This is a genomic window from Enterovibrio sp. QJM3NY_24 (assembly GCF_057786035.1).
Genome location: NZ_CM173520.1, coordinates 493,250 through 506,553 on the forward strand (window position 1 = coordinate 493,250; position 13,304 = coordinate 506,553).

The window sequence follows — 13,304 nt, forward strand, 5'->3', positions numbered from 1 at the left end:
ACACCAAGCTTGCAGCTATCTGGTTCACGCTCAGTGTTAATCAATCAGAATTAGTTACAGCCGTTTGAGCAATTAACGCTATCACCCGCAAGACCATTGAGACGAATCCCGCCGGCTACGTTATAGGTTTTTCCGTTTGTGCCAACTAAACGTACCCATGCGGTTTGTCCTTGTTGCATGCGACGACGGTCATTTATGCCACGTTCATAGTAAAGGCCGCTGTTATTAATGGTGAAGCTGTTTAACTTCGTACCGCCTATATAGAACTCGACGACAGTACCTGCAGGGATAGTGCGGCTAAAGATGGCGTGAATGCCCTCGATGTCTTTATCGGCAGAGAAGAAAATACTGTTAGAACCATGCCAAGCCACACGCCCCTCTGAGGCTGCATCAGTAAGCAAGCCATCGACATCAACATCGTTATCACTGATTGTCACACTCGCCGATTTCAGATCGCTCTTATCATCTTCCAGCCATGCTTGAACCGAAAAGTTCTCGTTTTGTTCAAATGTGCTGTCATTCACAGTAGCAACCGCGATATTGACTGAATCCACACCTGACGGAAGCGCAATTTCAGTTCCCGTCGCAGACAACGTCGCACTTGCCGTTGAGTTGTCAGAGAACGTTAACGTTACCGCGTTATTGTAATCGCTGTTCAAATGCGCAGAGCCATTGACCAAAGCCAAATTAATAGTGTTACTGGTACCAACGGTCTCTTTAGCAAATGAAACCGTAAAGTTCGCCGTAGAGCCTTCGGTCACCGTTGTCGCATTTGCCGTCAGGCCAGACAATTCGGTTTTAGCATCGCTAACAAACACGGTAGTGTCATAACAAGTATGCGTTTCAGATGTCACCGTCGCCATTGCGCTAATTCGCGTTGGGAAGATACCAACAGAAACAATTTCACCCGTAGAAGGCTTTAAACGCCAAATTCGGTTCGTGTTCACATTGCCCGACACATTCTGGTTTTTAGTCGTCACAAGTAACTGGTTATTTTGGTCTTTCGTCACGCCAGCGACAAAGTCCAAATTATGGAAAGCAAGCAGCGTCAGATCTGCCGTTTCGGTGTTTACAACGAAAGTACGCGTGTTGGTTACAAACAACAGCTCGCCATCCACAAACTCAAAATCACCCCAGTTTGTGAACCCACCTAATCGAGCGTTCGTTGGGAACAGTGCAACTTGAACCATCTCGCCAGACGCAGCATCAACAGTGAACAGGCGATTAGCGTCTGACGCGTAAAGTACGCCAGTGCTCGGATCAAACGCCATTCGCAGAATTTGATACTTAGTGTTTGCCACTAAATGGTGTGTGCCGCTCGCGACATCAAAGTAAGCCAACTCAAAAGCAGTGCTCGTGCTCGCGTGAAAATCCAGTGCCTTTAATTCTTCTTCGCTGAACACTGATTCAACACCGTCAACATGGTAAGAAACAGGTGCTGGAACACTTGCATAGTAAATGCGATCTGAGTTTGCGTCATAAGCCATTGAAGAGGCACTGAATAGTGCTTTCGAATCAAGGAGCATACGCTCTGAAGCATCTAGAAAATATTGCGAACCCATTTCCTTGCTTTCTTGAACGTCTAGAAGCGCACCCACATGCCCTCTGCCTGCATTCATTGAATAAACGTTGCCGTAACATTCTGCATAAGCAGCGGCGGAAGTTAACGTGGTCGCCGCGACAAGAGTTGCAATACGAGCATACTTCATAAAGGTGTCCTTCCTTAATAGATGAAAATTTGATGTTCTTTATCTGAAACGCTTGCAACTATTTCGATAACTCACTATTGATAACACTAACAGTAGTAAGGTCACTTATCCTTTAACTGGTATGACAACTAGGCGATATTCATAACAAGGGATGAGTACATAATGAGAAAACATTCTTAGTGTTTAACCTGATTCAATGAAATAGGCGTAGAAAAGCATGAGCCGAGCAGATATCTATCTGACACCACAGACATTTTTCATTTCAATGCGAATTAAAGCCTTATATTTCATGATCTTAATTTAACCCCCCTTTAATGCCGTCACATCAAAGAATACAAATCATCACGTACACCTAGGGCTGCTCACCTTCTTGCGATGAGTCGAGATGCCACTCATCAACCAGATCAATGCAGAAAAACCTTTCGAAAAATATGGATAACTGTTTCGACGGCTAACGATAACAAAATATGTACGCCTCAATAACCAACCAGCGTATAGAGACAACAACTAGGCGCGTTCAGACAGACAGTATTTTTTATCTAGCGATGAATGCAGACACTGGGCAATAATATTTGCCTAAATAAATAAGCAGAGAAGAAAAGATGAAAGATGAAAGATGAAAGATGAAAATATGCCGCTCCAAGCGGCACGACACAAAATGGTTATTGTGGTTTATTTATTCACACCAACGACGCGAAATACACCTCGATTTCTGCCTTGGTCATTTCTTTGGATTCATTTGAAAAACAGTAATAGTCTGGGCGTTGATCGCTAAAATACTGCATAGACATCACCAAATCACTTAACTCAGGGATCAAGCCCAAAGGCATGTTGTAGCTGCCCGTTTTATTCAAACGATAGAATAGATGAGTGCCACATTTCCCACAGAAGCCACGCGTTGCCCAAGGTGACGACTCATACTCTTTAATCATCTCTGAGCCTTCAAACTGAACCTCGGTTTCGCATTGAACGGCAAACAACGGCCCTCCACCCCATGAACGGCACGTATCGCAATGGCACACGGTGAAGTTCGGGTTCACTTCACCAATCTCAACGTTAACGCTTCCGCAAAGGCAACTTGCGCGTGTTTTGTCTGACCCTTCCATTCTTCATTCCTTAAAATATGATGTCACTTTCATCATGCGCGCGCGCACAAGCAGTGAGACGTAACATACCTGCCTCCATGCAACGCAAACACCCAAACGGTATCCGTATAAGAACCTTCACCCTACCACAAGGCATGATGTCGTGTTTGCCACGCCTGGCAAAATGACGCTTGACCAATCTGCCCATCGCAGTGGTTGTGACGGTGCAACCCGCGTTAACGGTATTCTGCGATTGATCAATATCGAAAGACACCCACATTTCTCTGTCTTTAGACGGATTAAGGTTTAAAACACAGTCAACACAGATTATTCTGTCAAAACAGCAAGCTAATGCCGTGTATTCGAATAATCCCGATAGCGCTAAACACTTAATATAAAGACATTTTTGGTAAGGAGACAAAGACCAATGAAGGTGACGCACTTCTTTAAGCAGTTAAACAAGAACCTAATTGGCAAGCTTCACCAGACCAGCGAATTTCAACAAAGAATGTGGATTGTGAACGTGCGTGAAAGCACCTTGAAGAATGAATCGTTTGTGGTGAGCGAAGACAGCTTCTCAGAACCCATGCAATGGATGAAGCGCCAAAACTACACTGATTACATGATTGACGAGCTAGACCAACTCAAACTTTCTCAGTCGGCCAATTTCAAAGTCGGTAACGCAGAGCATTGCCTTTTTAGGGTGAAGTAGATGTGTGAATGAATCGACGCTTGGTGGCAGCTGATTTTAGCCGCCACACACACCAAAACTGAACAACAAGCCTTACAGATTATTCGTTATTAATGGCGTCAATGATCGCTTGCGGGAAACGATATCGATCAACGTTCTCTCTGTTCTTCACCAGTCTATAAAGCTTTTTCAACGTCTCGATGTCTTCATCATCATTGTCCCAAAATAAGCCGCCTGCTGTCCTCACAGCTCCCCAGATCATGTTCGCACGAAGGTTATCCACCCCGTTTTGGCGAAGCAATGTGAATAAAATATCGTCGGCTTGCTCTCGATCAACTTGATGATTGTAAAACAGCCAGTCATGAACCAAAGCTGGCATCATAACGTCTGGGTGAAACGGCGTGAACGTGATCTGCCAAGCGATGGCTGGAATTGTTGCGCCGTCATAACGAAAATATTTAGGAACAACAATATCCACGCCATCGGCTTCAATTTCAAAGTCCCATGTTAATTCGTATTTATTAACCAACGCACTGGGCTGAAGTTTGGGTTGTTTAAGCATCGCATTCTCCTACTCACGACTTAAGGGTATAGCATAGTTATTACACCGCCCTTGTTGCCATGCAGCGAAGTGGACCTTCCACAATCGAGCCATTTCGGCGGCGTAGAGAAATTACGACTAGGAATGGCAGAGACAGCCAACCAATCGAGCCACCAGAGCCACCCTTTTCATTCGTTTTTGACGGTACAATCGTTATTGTATCCGTCCCATTATCGGTGTCTGGTGTTGTTGTGTTGCCAGTTTCCGGAACATCAGTCCTTTTGATGACTTTGGCTTCATTACAAATACCATCCATGCACCCTCCTATCCACGCGGTATAGTTTGAGGCTTGCGTGTAAACTGTTGAGGTATTACCGCAGCGGTAAGTAGACCCAAAGTAGCTTCCTCCCCAACTTGTCACTCCTATCAGGTACTGCTCCTGAGAGTGCGTATCTTTCCACACCATTGGGCCACCTGAGTCACCCTGACACGCGCCAATCTGATCGATGGGATTAACACTCGCGACCGATTCAGCACCTGCACAAATAAAGGCATTGTCGTCATCTAACATGGAAGGCAATAGCGCATCATGTTGATTTGAAAATGTGTTGAACTCTTGTCGGCACGCTTCATCAGTCAAGGCGTAGGTGTATACTGATTGCAGCTTCCGTGGCATATCGAATTGGCTATGACGGGGATTGATAAAACCATAGCCGCTGATAAGTTGCGATTTCTCAGGCGCATAGCGATTCTGCCATGTAGCGTTGTCATAGGCCGCTTGCACAGAGGGTGACGCGATCTTAATGGCTTTGGCTGGAGACGCTACCGACGAATCTAATTCGATCAATGCAATGTCTGCATTCATTGAGTTACTTTCATGGTCCCAGCCTGCATGGATATACACTTTTCGGGCAGAAACAGCTCTCGCCTTAAATTCTGGCGCTTGTGTGTCGGCTTCACCTGTTGAGACAAATACGTCCGCTGCATCTTGAGGCAGCATGGTAATGATTATTCCGCTAATGTCGTAATCAATATCAAAACAATGTGCTGCCGTTAGAATCCATTTGGCTTCACCCGTTTTATTGTCTTCGATCACGGTGCCACCGCAGCGTCCAACTTTGTCAAACAAATGAGATTCAACATAGGCTTGCCAAGGTGCCTCCGAAATATTCGTGTCTGAGCCGTTCAAAATATACGGAGAGAAAAGCGAATCTTTAAAAGCCGCCTCTGAAGCAGCAGTAGTGGTGCTAACCGAGCATACAGTCGCGAGCGCTAAAGAAAGAAATCCAAAGACATTTTTCATATATTTTCCAAAAAGTAGAATAAAAAGGACAACAGTTCAGGTGCTATTGGCAAATGCTAGTGCGGAAAGCTAGGGCGCATTGTTCGCTATGACATTGACTTTCTCTATGAACCGATGGCTGCAATCTTCCACTGTCGTTATCCAGACACGTCCTAGAAACTCAGTGAAAGAAACCGCAAAAAGGCTATCGAAAGGCATCAATACATGGGAAGTCGTTTCACCACTCGACATTTCATCGGAAAATGAGCAGGTTTCTCTTTGTGTCAGGAGCAGTTGGTTATTGCCATCAAAGAGTTCGAATACGATTTCTGCTTTCGCATGGCTCTCGCCAAACACCGTACTCGGGATAGACAATTCTTTGTGTTCAATGCGGTAGGCAATGGCATAGTGTGAAAAATCAGATCTACCAACGGTAAGGGCATTGCCATCAGCAACGGAATAGTTACTATTCAATAACTCAGTTCTAGTCACGTTGGCGACGACCTGATAGAAATTGATTTCGTAGCCTTGAAGCGCTGACTGTTCGATTTCTTCTTTTGCACTCTTGGTCGGGTCAACAAGTAATTCAACGTTTGCGATACAGTGCTGTCCGCATGTGCTGCTTTTGTCCGTTTCCGGAAGGTTAACGCCAATAGTGCATGCCGAAAGGGATAAAAGAGAGAGTACTAATAATAGTGATCGCATAAAATTCAGATTTTTATTTTCATTAAGATCCGCACGTCATCCCTATATGCGAACCTTTTATGTTAATGACTCTATTTCTCTATAAATACCATCGAAATAGATGAAAACTCTCTAGAAGGTATAATTAACACTAGCAAAGAATGCAAACTGGTTTTCGTTTTTGTATTCAATATTTGCGCCGTTATTTTCGAATTTGATAGAATTTCCATTAAGACGCATATAGTTCACACCAGATTCAAACGCCCAGCTTTCATTAAACGCGTAGCCAATACTGGCATTCAAACCCACAGCCAAACCGCTAGACTCAATGTTTGTTTTATCAGCAAAGCGAAACATCGATTTTGACTCCATCTCAACTTCTGACGAATAACGACCAAGGCTAGCACCAACAACCCAATACATTCTTTCATTAATCGGTAGCATGTAGTCCAACCCTAAACCACCAATACTTTCCTGACGTTTAATATCAACCGTACCTAATTGAACTTGATTAGAGGATAACACTCTTGATTGGGCAGAGTCTTCACTGGTTACACGCCAAAAAGCATACGCTCGAAAATTATTATTAAACTTGTAACCGAGCTTTATGTCATTATATATTGAGTCATCAATTGCCCTACCCAATCCGCCAAGTGCAGAGTCCATCTGATTATTACCCAAATCTGATGCCAGTTCTGAATCTGTTTTTAGGAAGCCGACATCAAATCCAAGGTATAATGCATCATTGTTAAATGGTGTCGCGGCAAATGAAGATGAAGAAGCAAAAGCTAAAGCGATTGCTGCGAAGTGAACATTTTTTCTCATTACGAATACTACTCTATTGTGTTTGCATTTAGTTTGAGCCCATATAACAAAGAAGGCTCTATTATCATTTTTAAGCCTATATAAGCCGCCGCATTGGATCTCGCACCACGTAGAGTGCATGCAGCAATGAGCCAGTTTGATACAAGTCATGAATTCGGCGGCCATTCTCTAAAAAATGGGACGGGCGGTCTAAATGCAAATCAAATGGTTTTCAAATCACTTTGACATTCACCTAATTTTTTTATGGTTAATTTTCAGTAAGTACATGTTTTGGTTGATTTTATATTTCACCCCCTTCATGCCTAAATATTAACCTTCCATGATATTCAAATACTCAGGGAAATATTCATTCAATATCGTTCATTTGGTGATGGCATAAATTGGTCAACAACTATCGGTGTTAAGCGATATGTTTCTGACACATGCACTTGCGACACTTCGCACAGTGGACATTTCCAACTTGTTTTGCTTTAATTAGTTATGATTTTATTTTGGGGAAAATAAATGCCCGAAAGTTCACAACTTTATAGTTTCTCTGATGCTGTCTATGATACTGGAAAAAGAACACTCTCCTTTTCGACGGGACACTCGGAATCACTAAGCCCAATTGTGGGAAAAGTATTTGTCTACCTTTTAGACAATACAGATATTAGCGTCAGCAAGGATGAAATATTTTCAGCGTGCTGGGGCAATACGGTGGTTTCAGATCAGTCATTAACCAATGTCATTTCCACATTAAGGAGGTCACTCAAGAAAAGTAACAACAGTGACATTAAGATAAAAACAATAAGCAAAGTTGGATATATCCTTAGCTTTAATGGAAACTTGACCATTGGAAATGTAAACAACGAATCAGTAATAGAAAATAATACATCAAGAATAAAGAGAGAAACATCACAAGCACCTAGTACGGACCAGGAGATCTCGAGTAACAATCAATCAAAGAAACAAGAAAAAAATAATAAAATCGAGGAGGTAGATAAAAAAGATGAATTGATAAAAACTCACCCCATATTAAATAAACCATTTGATGATTGGGGAAGTGTAACATCCGATATTGAACAAGATAGACTGCGTAAAAACGATGCTGAAAAAAACGCATCGACACGCCAACAGTCAGCACCTCTAATGATCGGTTCATGTTTATTGATTATTATTATGGTAACCATGGCGATTTTTTCTCTCAAGACGAGTGATGAAAAGCCCTACTTCGTCAATAAGTCAGAATACGCATACAGCAATACAGTAGGTAGTATTCACGTATTTTCGAACAAAGAATCAGAAGTCGAAGAAGGAAGCTCATTGCTTAACGGCATTAAAAGTAGCTTGCCCCACACGTGCGAGCTAGACGTTTTTCTCAGGCTTTATCCTTCCGTTGATCATCCAAGTCATAATGCATTGTATGTTTTCATATTGACCCCAAAACACACGGCACTTAACTATGCTGTGTCAAAATATCAGAGCGAATCATCATGGATAGCGTTAGAAGCGTTTTTCTCAGAAGCAAATTTACTGTGTCGATCGTCGCTGTCTTGATAATGCTATTGGCCTACATGGCTTATCACATGATCAAAGAACATCGCAGCGTGAACCTAGTGTCGACCAGTTGGCATTGTGAAACCATCAAAACAGGTTTCGCCTCTCAGGCGTATTCTGAATATCGTTCTGTACTCGAAAAGATGACGCTCACTTTCACATCTCGTCATCACTTCTCCATCAGAGAGTTTGTTCAGGTGACAGACGTCAAAGGGCAAATCGACAAGTTAGAAAACTTGTATTTTGGCTCATATGATCTCGAAGGCGATGAGCTTTCGATGAAGTTCGAAACCGTAAAACAAAATGTCACACATCATGATCACCTGCTAAACAGTGATTACAAAGAATACGAAGGGTTAACTATCAGGTATGCACTCAGCATGACTGCTCGTAACCTGTTCTTCTATGCCAAGAATCGCTCGGAAATTTTCAACCTCATCTGCTTTTCACCGTCTTAGTAACGCTAACTTGATTAGGGTGGCATGGCTCCCTAATCATTCGGCGCATCGAGAAAACAAACCACGCAAACCAATCACCTCGTATTGCCTTCATTCTTCGTCCAGGTTCTTATGCCGACTGAATTGAGCTCACAGACACTTTAGACAGAAAGAAGATGAAATACAGCGGCTTTTCTACTATCATCCTGCCGCCTGAGCGCAAGCGTTTGCTTTCTTTTCTCATTCCTTGCTGACAGGCGCCAATCCGAATTTTTTCTATGGAGGGACGCCTAAAAATGACCACACTAACAATCACACGCCCTGACGACTGGCACGTTCACCTACGCGATGGTGAAGTCCTGACCAATACCGTCCACGACATCAGCCGCTACAATGGTCGCGCGCTCATCATGCCGAACACGGTTCCTCCTGTTACCAACACTGAAATGGCCCTTGCCTACCGTGATCGCATCATGGCAGAAAAGCCATCTGCACAGTTTGAGCCCCTGATGGCGCTTTACCTGACAGACAACACCACGCGTGATGAAATTCAAAAAGCGAAACAAGCTGGCGTTGTGGCTGCAAAACTCTACCCTGCTGGCGCAACCACCAACTCAGATTCTGGTGTGACGTCTGCGCGCAATATCTATCCGGTATTGGAAGCGATGCAGGAAGTGGGCATGCTTTTGCTTATCCACGGTGAGGTCACCACCCATGACGTAGATATCTTCGACCGCGAAAAAGCATTCCTCGACACCGTTCTGGCACCGATTGTTAACGATTTCCCTGAGCTGAAAATTGTCCTTGAGCACATCACAACCGCAGACGCAGCGACCTTTGTGAAAAACGCCAACGACAACGTAGCGGCAACCATTACTGCGCACCACTTGATGTACAACCGTAACCACATGCTGGTTGGTGGCATTAAACCGCATTTCTACTGCCTGCCAATTTTGAAGCGCAACACGCACCAAAAAGCATTGGTAGAAGCCGCAACCAGCGGCAACAAAAAATTCTTCTTGGGTACAGACTCTGCCCCTCACGCCAAAGGCGCGAAAGAAGCCGCGTGTGGTTGTGCCGGTTCATACACCGCCCATGCCGCGCTTGAGCTTTATGCAGAAGTGTTCGAGCAGGAAGGTAAATTAGATAACCTAGAAGCCTTCGCAAGTTTCAATGGCCCAGATTTCTACGGCCTACCGCGTAACAGCGATACCGTGACCCTCACTAAAGAAGAGTGGGCCGTGCCAGACACCATGCCATTTGGTTCAGACATTGTTGTTCCAATCCGTGGTGGCGAAAGCATCAGCTGGAAAGTGAAGTAAACACGAATAGCGAATAGCGAATAGCGAATAGCGCAAACTTTAAAGGCCTAACCACAATGTGGTTAGGCCTTTTTAATCACCGAACGACCCACTGTATCAGCGTCGTCAAAAGCGAAATTACAACACGCGTAGGCTTTTCACGCGCAAGGTGCTTGTTTCGCCGGTTTTAAAATTCAGCTTTGGCGAAAGGTAGATATCTTTCACGTTGGAGAGATTCAGCGCGATTTTTTGTGTGCTTTCAGGCGCCCAGCTTGGTTGTGCAAAATCGCTGGTATCTAGTTTGATGGTTGTCCACTGATCAGACGCTGGGATCACGGTTTGGTAATGCGCGTATGAACCATCGCCGCTCGATCCAAAATCAGACTGGTTGAACTTAACCGAAACGTCCGCGCTAGAACGGTAAGTGATCTCGACAAAAGACACACCCGTTAGCGCTGTATCCGTCGCGCAAACCAGCTCTACAAATGGCCAGTTCTTACCTTCTTGTTTTTTGAACAAGGTGAACTCGACCTGAATTTCGTCATTTTGAACCAATGGATCAGAAGCTTTAAAGCTAGAACCAAAGCTATCAGTTGCCGCCTTCCAATTCGCTGTGTGAAGTAGATTAACGCCCTTAATGTCGTCTGCCGCCTGAGCGATAGGCATCGCTAAGCTGCTGCAAATAAGCGCACCAAATAAAAAGATCTTAGAAGAAGTGAGTGTCATGTTAGTCAGAAACCTTATGTGAATAATGGTTTCTTCAGTATGGATTGACCAAAATAACATGTCTGTAAACAAGAAGTTAAACTACGAGTCAGGTCATTGGGCAGCGTTTTGGGCAGGTGGATTTGCGAGTGGCAGTGACTTTTGTTTGATGGTGAGTGAAAGTACCAAAGCAACTGCACAGGTAGCGGATTTCAAAGCCAGTTTGATAGAACAGACATTTTAGTATCGGTTATTGGAAGATGACTAAAGTGTCTGTCCGCTTTATTTAACCTCAGATAGCGGATTTCAAAGCCAGCTTGATAGAGACGGACACTTTAGTATTGGTTACTAGAAGATGACTAAAGTGCCTGATGAGATGGACGCTCCCAAATACGGCGTCATGCACCAAACTGAGATTGCGAAATCAGTTAATCAGGAGCGTCCGTTATGCAGTGTAAAACCATTGGCCTCGATCTGGCTAAGAACACCTTTCAAGTCTGTGGCGTAGGCGAACATTCCACGCCGATTTTTAACCGTAAATTGAAGCGCAGCCAACTGGTGCAGTTTTTTGTCCAACAACCACCGACAACCGTGGTGATGGAGGCCTGCTACTCCGCCCACTATTGGGGGCGTGAACTGGCTAAACTTGGTCATCAAACAAAGCTTATTCCCGCACAACATGTCACGCCCTTCGTGCGAGGAAACAAAAATGACCACAATGATGCCTTAGCCATTGTTGAAGCCTGCCAACGGCCTCATGTCCGTTTTGTGCCCGTAAAAACCGAGTACCAACAAGAAATACTGTCTCTGCACCGTGTACGTGAGCGACTACAGCGAAATCGTACATCTTTGGTTAACCAAACCCGAGGCATATTGAGTGAATTTGGTGTCATTGCACCTGTTGGCGTTAAGCACCTCAGAGCCAAGCTTGCCGACATTATCGGGGATACCTCGTGCTCTCAAGGGCTACGTAACATTGTGGCTAACGCCTACATAGAGTTGCTTGATACGGAGCAGCGTATTGAAGACATTGAACAAAGGCTTAAGGCCTTCCTTGACGAACATCCTTGCGGTGACATTGTCATGAGCCTTCCTGGTGTTGGGCTCATCAATGCGTCGGCGTTTCTTGCTTCCATAGATAAAGGGCAAGCTTTTCATTCCCCGAGAGAATTTGCGGTGTGGCTAGGCCTGACGCCTCAGCTTTATGCCTCGGGCGATACACGTCGCATGGGAGGCATTACGAAGCGAGGCGACCGATATCTGAGAACACTATTGGTGCATGGAGCTCGGGCGGCGTTGAGTCGTGCGAGAAACAAAACAGACGCATTAAGTGTGTGGGGCAATCAGTTGGTACATCGGCGTGGTTACAACAAAGCCGTTGTGGCCTTCGCCCATCGCCTGGCACGACTGATGTGGATATTGCTCCAGCGGAATGAATGCTACCAACCGCAGCCAGCCTTGGAGGCATGCCAAGGATGAACACACAAAGAACGACGAGTCTGCCTTCACAATCACACCATTTTTATACAAAAAGCAATGCAACAAGATGGCGTGGCGGCGGATAATACAATCAGTTTCACCCACCGTGGTCAGTCATGGTTGATGAACAAAGGTTTTCCCTACCTGATTCAAGCCTGTCTGGGACAAGGGCGCTAAGCCCGAGTGTCTGTTGAAGGCGGTCAGGTACGGAACTCATTAGAGGCCGAGGCAGGCGAAAAAACCGCCTCATTCTTGTCAAAGAAACGAGCCTGGATATATGTCAGTACTGACCTTCCCTTAAAGGGAATGAAAACCTGAACATCAACACTGAACACAGTGGCAAAAACAACCTGAAATTCGTCTCGCTACGCGAAACGACAAGAGCATTTTGGCTTGACGTTCGGGGAGCGTCCATATATGTCCCTTTTATCTCGACACTTATTCTTATTTGTTATGTGCTGATTGCTTTGCACATATTGTGACTTACAACGCCGTAGCCAATAGATTTATATAAAGCTTTTGCACCTTCGTTTTGATTAAATACATGAAGGGCAACGCTTGTCACTCCAAGTTCTGAGACCACTTTCTCGATTAGATCGAGTGCTGATTTTGCATAGCCATTTCTACGATGCTCTTCGTAGATACCAACGTCATATATAAAAGCGGATTTTGTAGTCGCATGTTCCTCTACTTTAATTCCAATATAACCAACCTCAATGTTACTTTCGGTTTCTATAACATTGAACAGGTAATTATTTTTGGTATCTAATCCCTCAGGCAAAAGCCAATCATATTCCTTTTTAGAACGATCTAATATATTAAAATCCTCCCAACGACCAGACTCAATATTATCTTGGGCATAATGAGGAATGACTAAATTTAAGTACTCTGTAAAAGAGCTTTCATCCATAGCTTTTAATGACACTTTCATAATATAGATAACTCTCAGATTAGGCACATAACGTCGCGATAACAGGCGCATATCAAACCGCCCAAAACCGCTTAAACCATTGTATTCAAGATATTTTT

At 44.2% G+C, this 13,304-nt stretch carries 15 protein-coding genes; 7 read left to right on the plus strand and 8 right to left on the minus strand.

What is annotated here, in order from left to right; all coding sequences use genetic code 11:
* Positions 1-50: 50 nt before the first annotated feature.
* On the minus strand, positions 51-1,709 hold the full coding sequence (locus AC3CIC_RS18620; protein ID WP_488516665.1) for a Calx-beta domain-containing protein: 1,659 nt from the start codon (positions 1,707-1,709) through the stop codon (positions 51-53).
* Between the two features lie 680 nt (positions 1,710-2,389).
* Positions 2,390-2,815 carry a GFA family protein gene (locus AC3CIC_RS18625; RefSeq protein WP_488516666.1) on the minus strand — a complete coding sequence of 142 codons (426 nt, stop codon included), beginning with the start codon at positions 2,813-2,815 and terminating at the stop codon, positions 2,390-2,392.
* Positions 2,816-2,957: 142 nt separating this feature from the next.
* Between AC3CIC_RS18625 and AC3CIC_RS18630 the strand changes: the two genes are divergently transcribed.
* Both AC3CIC_RS18630 and AC3CIC_RS18635 read left to right on the plus strand, forming a co-directional pair.
* Positions 2,958-3,104: a hypothetical protein gene (locus AC3CIC_RS18630; protein WP_488516667.1), complete on the plus strand. Its 147-nt coding sequence runs from the start codon at positions 2,958-2,960 to the stop codon at positions 3,102-3,104.
* A gap of 117 nt (positions 3,105-3,221) precedes the next feature.
* A complete protein-coding gene (locus AC3CIC_RS18635; RefSeq protein WP_017003605.1) occupies positions 3,222-3,506 on the plus strand; it encodes a hypothetical protein in 285 nt (94 codons plus the stop codon).
* Positions 3,507-3,585: 79 nt separating this feature from the next.
* Here AC3CIC_RS18635 and AC3CIC_RS18640 read toward each other — a convergent pair whose 3' ends face one another.
* The 4 genes from AC3CIC_RS18640 to AC3CIC_RS18655 all read right to left on the minus strand — a co-directional run bounded on the left by AC3CIC_RS18640 (position 3,586) and on the right by AC3CIC_RS18655 (position 6,817).
* Positions 3,586-4,047 (minus strand): DUF1353 domain-containing protein, encoded by a 462-nt coding sequence (locus tag AC3CIC_RS18640; protein WP_017003606.1) that lies wholly within the window; start codon positions 4,045-4,047, stop codon positions 3,586-3,588.
* Between the two features lie 40 nt (positions 4,048-4,087).
* Positions 4,088-5,329: a trypsin-like serine protease gene (locus AC3CIC_RS18645; RefSeq protein ID WP_488516668.1), complete on the minus strand. Its 1,242-nt coding sequence runs from the start codon at positions 5,327-5,329 to the stop codon at positions 4,088-4,090.
* A 69-nt stretch (positions 5,330-5,398) separates the two neighbouring features.
* Positions 5,399-6,013, minus strand: coding sequence for a hypothetical protein (locus AC3CIC_RS18650; RefSeq protein WP_488516669.1), 615 nt, complete (start codon positions 6,011-6,013; stop codon positions 5,399-5,401).
* 111 nt (positions 6,014-6,124) lie between these two features.
* On the minus strand, positions 6,125-6,817 hold the full coding sequence (locus AC3CIC_RS18655; RefSeq protein ID WP_488516670.1) for a hypothetical protein: 693 nt from the start codon (positions 6,815-6,817) through the stop codon (positions 6,125-6,127).
* A gap of 504 nt (positions 6,818-7,321) precedes the next feature.
* Between AC3CIC_RS18655 and AC3CIC_RS18660 the strand changes: the two genes are divergently transcribed.
* The 3 genes from AC3CIC_RS18660 to pyrC all read left to right on the plus strand — a co-directional run bounded on the left by AC3CIC_RS18660 (position 7,322) and on the right by pyrC (position 10,112).
* Positions 7,322-8,353 (plus strand): winged helix-turn-helix domain-containing protein, encoded by a 1,032-nt coding sequence (locus AC3CIC_RS18660; RefSeq protein ID WP_488516671.1) that lies wholly within the window; start codon positions 7,322-7,324, stop codon positions 8,351-8,353.
* A 29-nt stretch (positions 8,354-8,382) separates the two neighbouring features.
* Positions 8,383-8,811: a hypothetical protein gene (locus AC3CIC_RS18665; RefSeq protein ID WP_488516672.1), complete on the plus strand. Its 429-nt coding sequence runs from the start codon at positions 8,383-8,385 to the stop codon at positions 8,809-8,811.
* A 275-nt stretch (positions 8,812-9,086) separates the two neighbouring features.
* Entirely contained in the window at positions 9,087-10,112 is a 1,026-nt protein-coding gene (gene pyrC / locus AC3CIC_RS18670) for a dihydroorotase (protein ID WP_488516673.1), read from the plus strand.
* A gap of 117 nt (positions 10,113-10,229) precedes the next feature.
* Here the strand turns inward: pyrC and AC3CIC_RS18675 are convergent, their stop codons facing one another.
* Entirely contained in the window at positions 10,230-10,817 is a 588-nt protein-coding gene (locus tag AC3CIC_RS18675; RefSeq protein WP_488516674.1) for a hypothetical protein, read from the minus strand.
* A gap of 58 nt (positions 10,818-10,875) precedes the next feature.
* Here AC3CIC_RS18675 and AC3CIC_RS18680 point away from each other — a divergent pair, with 58 nt between their 5' ends.
* Together AC3CIC_RS18680 and AC3CIC_RS18685 are read left to right on the plus strand one after the other, a co-directional pair.
* Positions 10,876-11,040 carry a hypothetical protein gene (locus AC3CIC_RS18680; protein ID WP_488516675.1) on the plus strand — a complete coding sequence of 55 codons (165 nt, stop codon included), beginning with the start codon at positions 10,876-10,878 and terminating at the stop codon, positions 11,038-11,040.
* 203 nt (positions 11,041-11,243) lie between these two features.
* Complete coding sequence (locus tag AC3CIC_RS18685; protein WP_488515408.1) at positions 11,244-12,275, plus strand: IS110 family RNA-guided transposase; 1,032 nt, start codon at positions 11,244-11,246, stop codon at positions 12,273-12,275.
* 451 nt (positions 12,276-12,726) lie between these two features.
* On the opposite strand, the gene AC3CIC_RS18690 is transcribed toward AC3CIC_RS18685, so the two are convergent.
* Positions 12,727-13,257 (minus strand): GNAT family N-acetyltransferase, encoded by a 531-nt coding sequence (locus AC3CIC_RS18690; protein ID WP_488516676.1) that lies wholly within the window; start codon positions 13,255-13,257, stop codon positions 12,727-12,729.
* Positions 13,258-13,304: the final 47 nt, after the last annotated feature.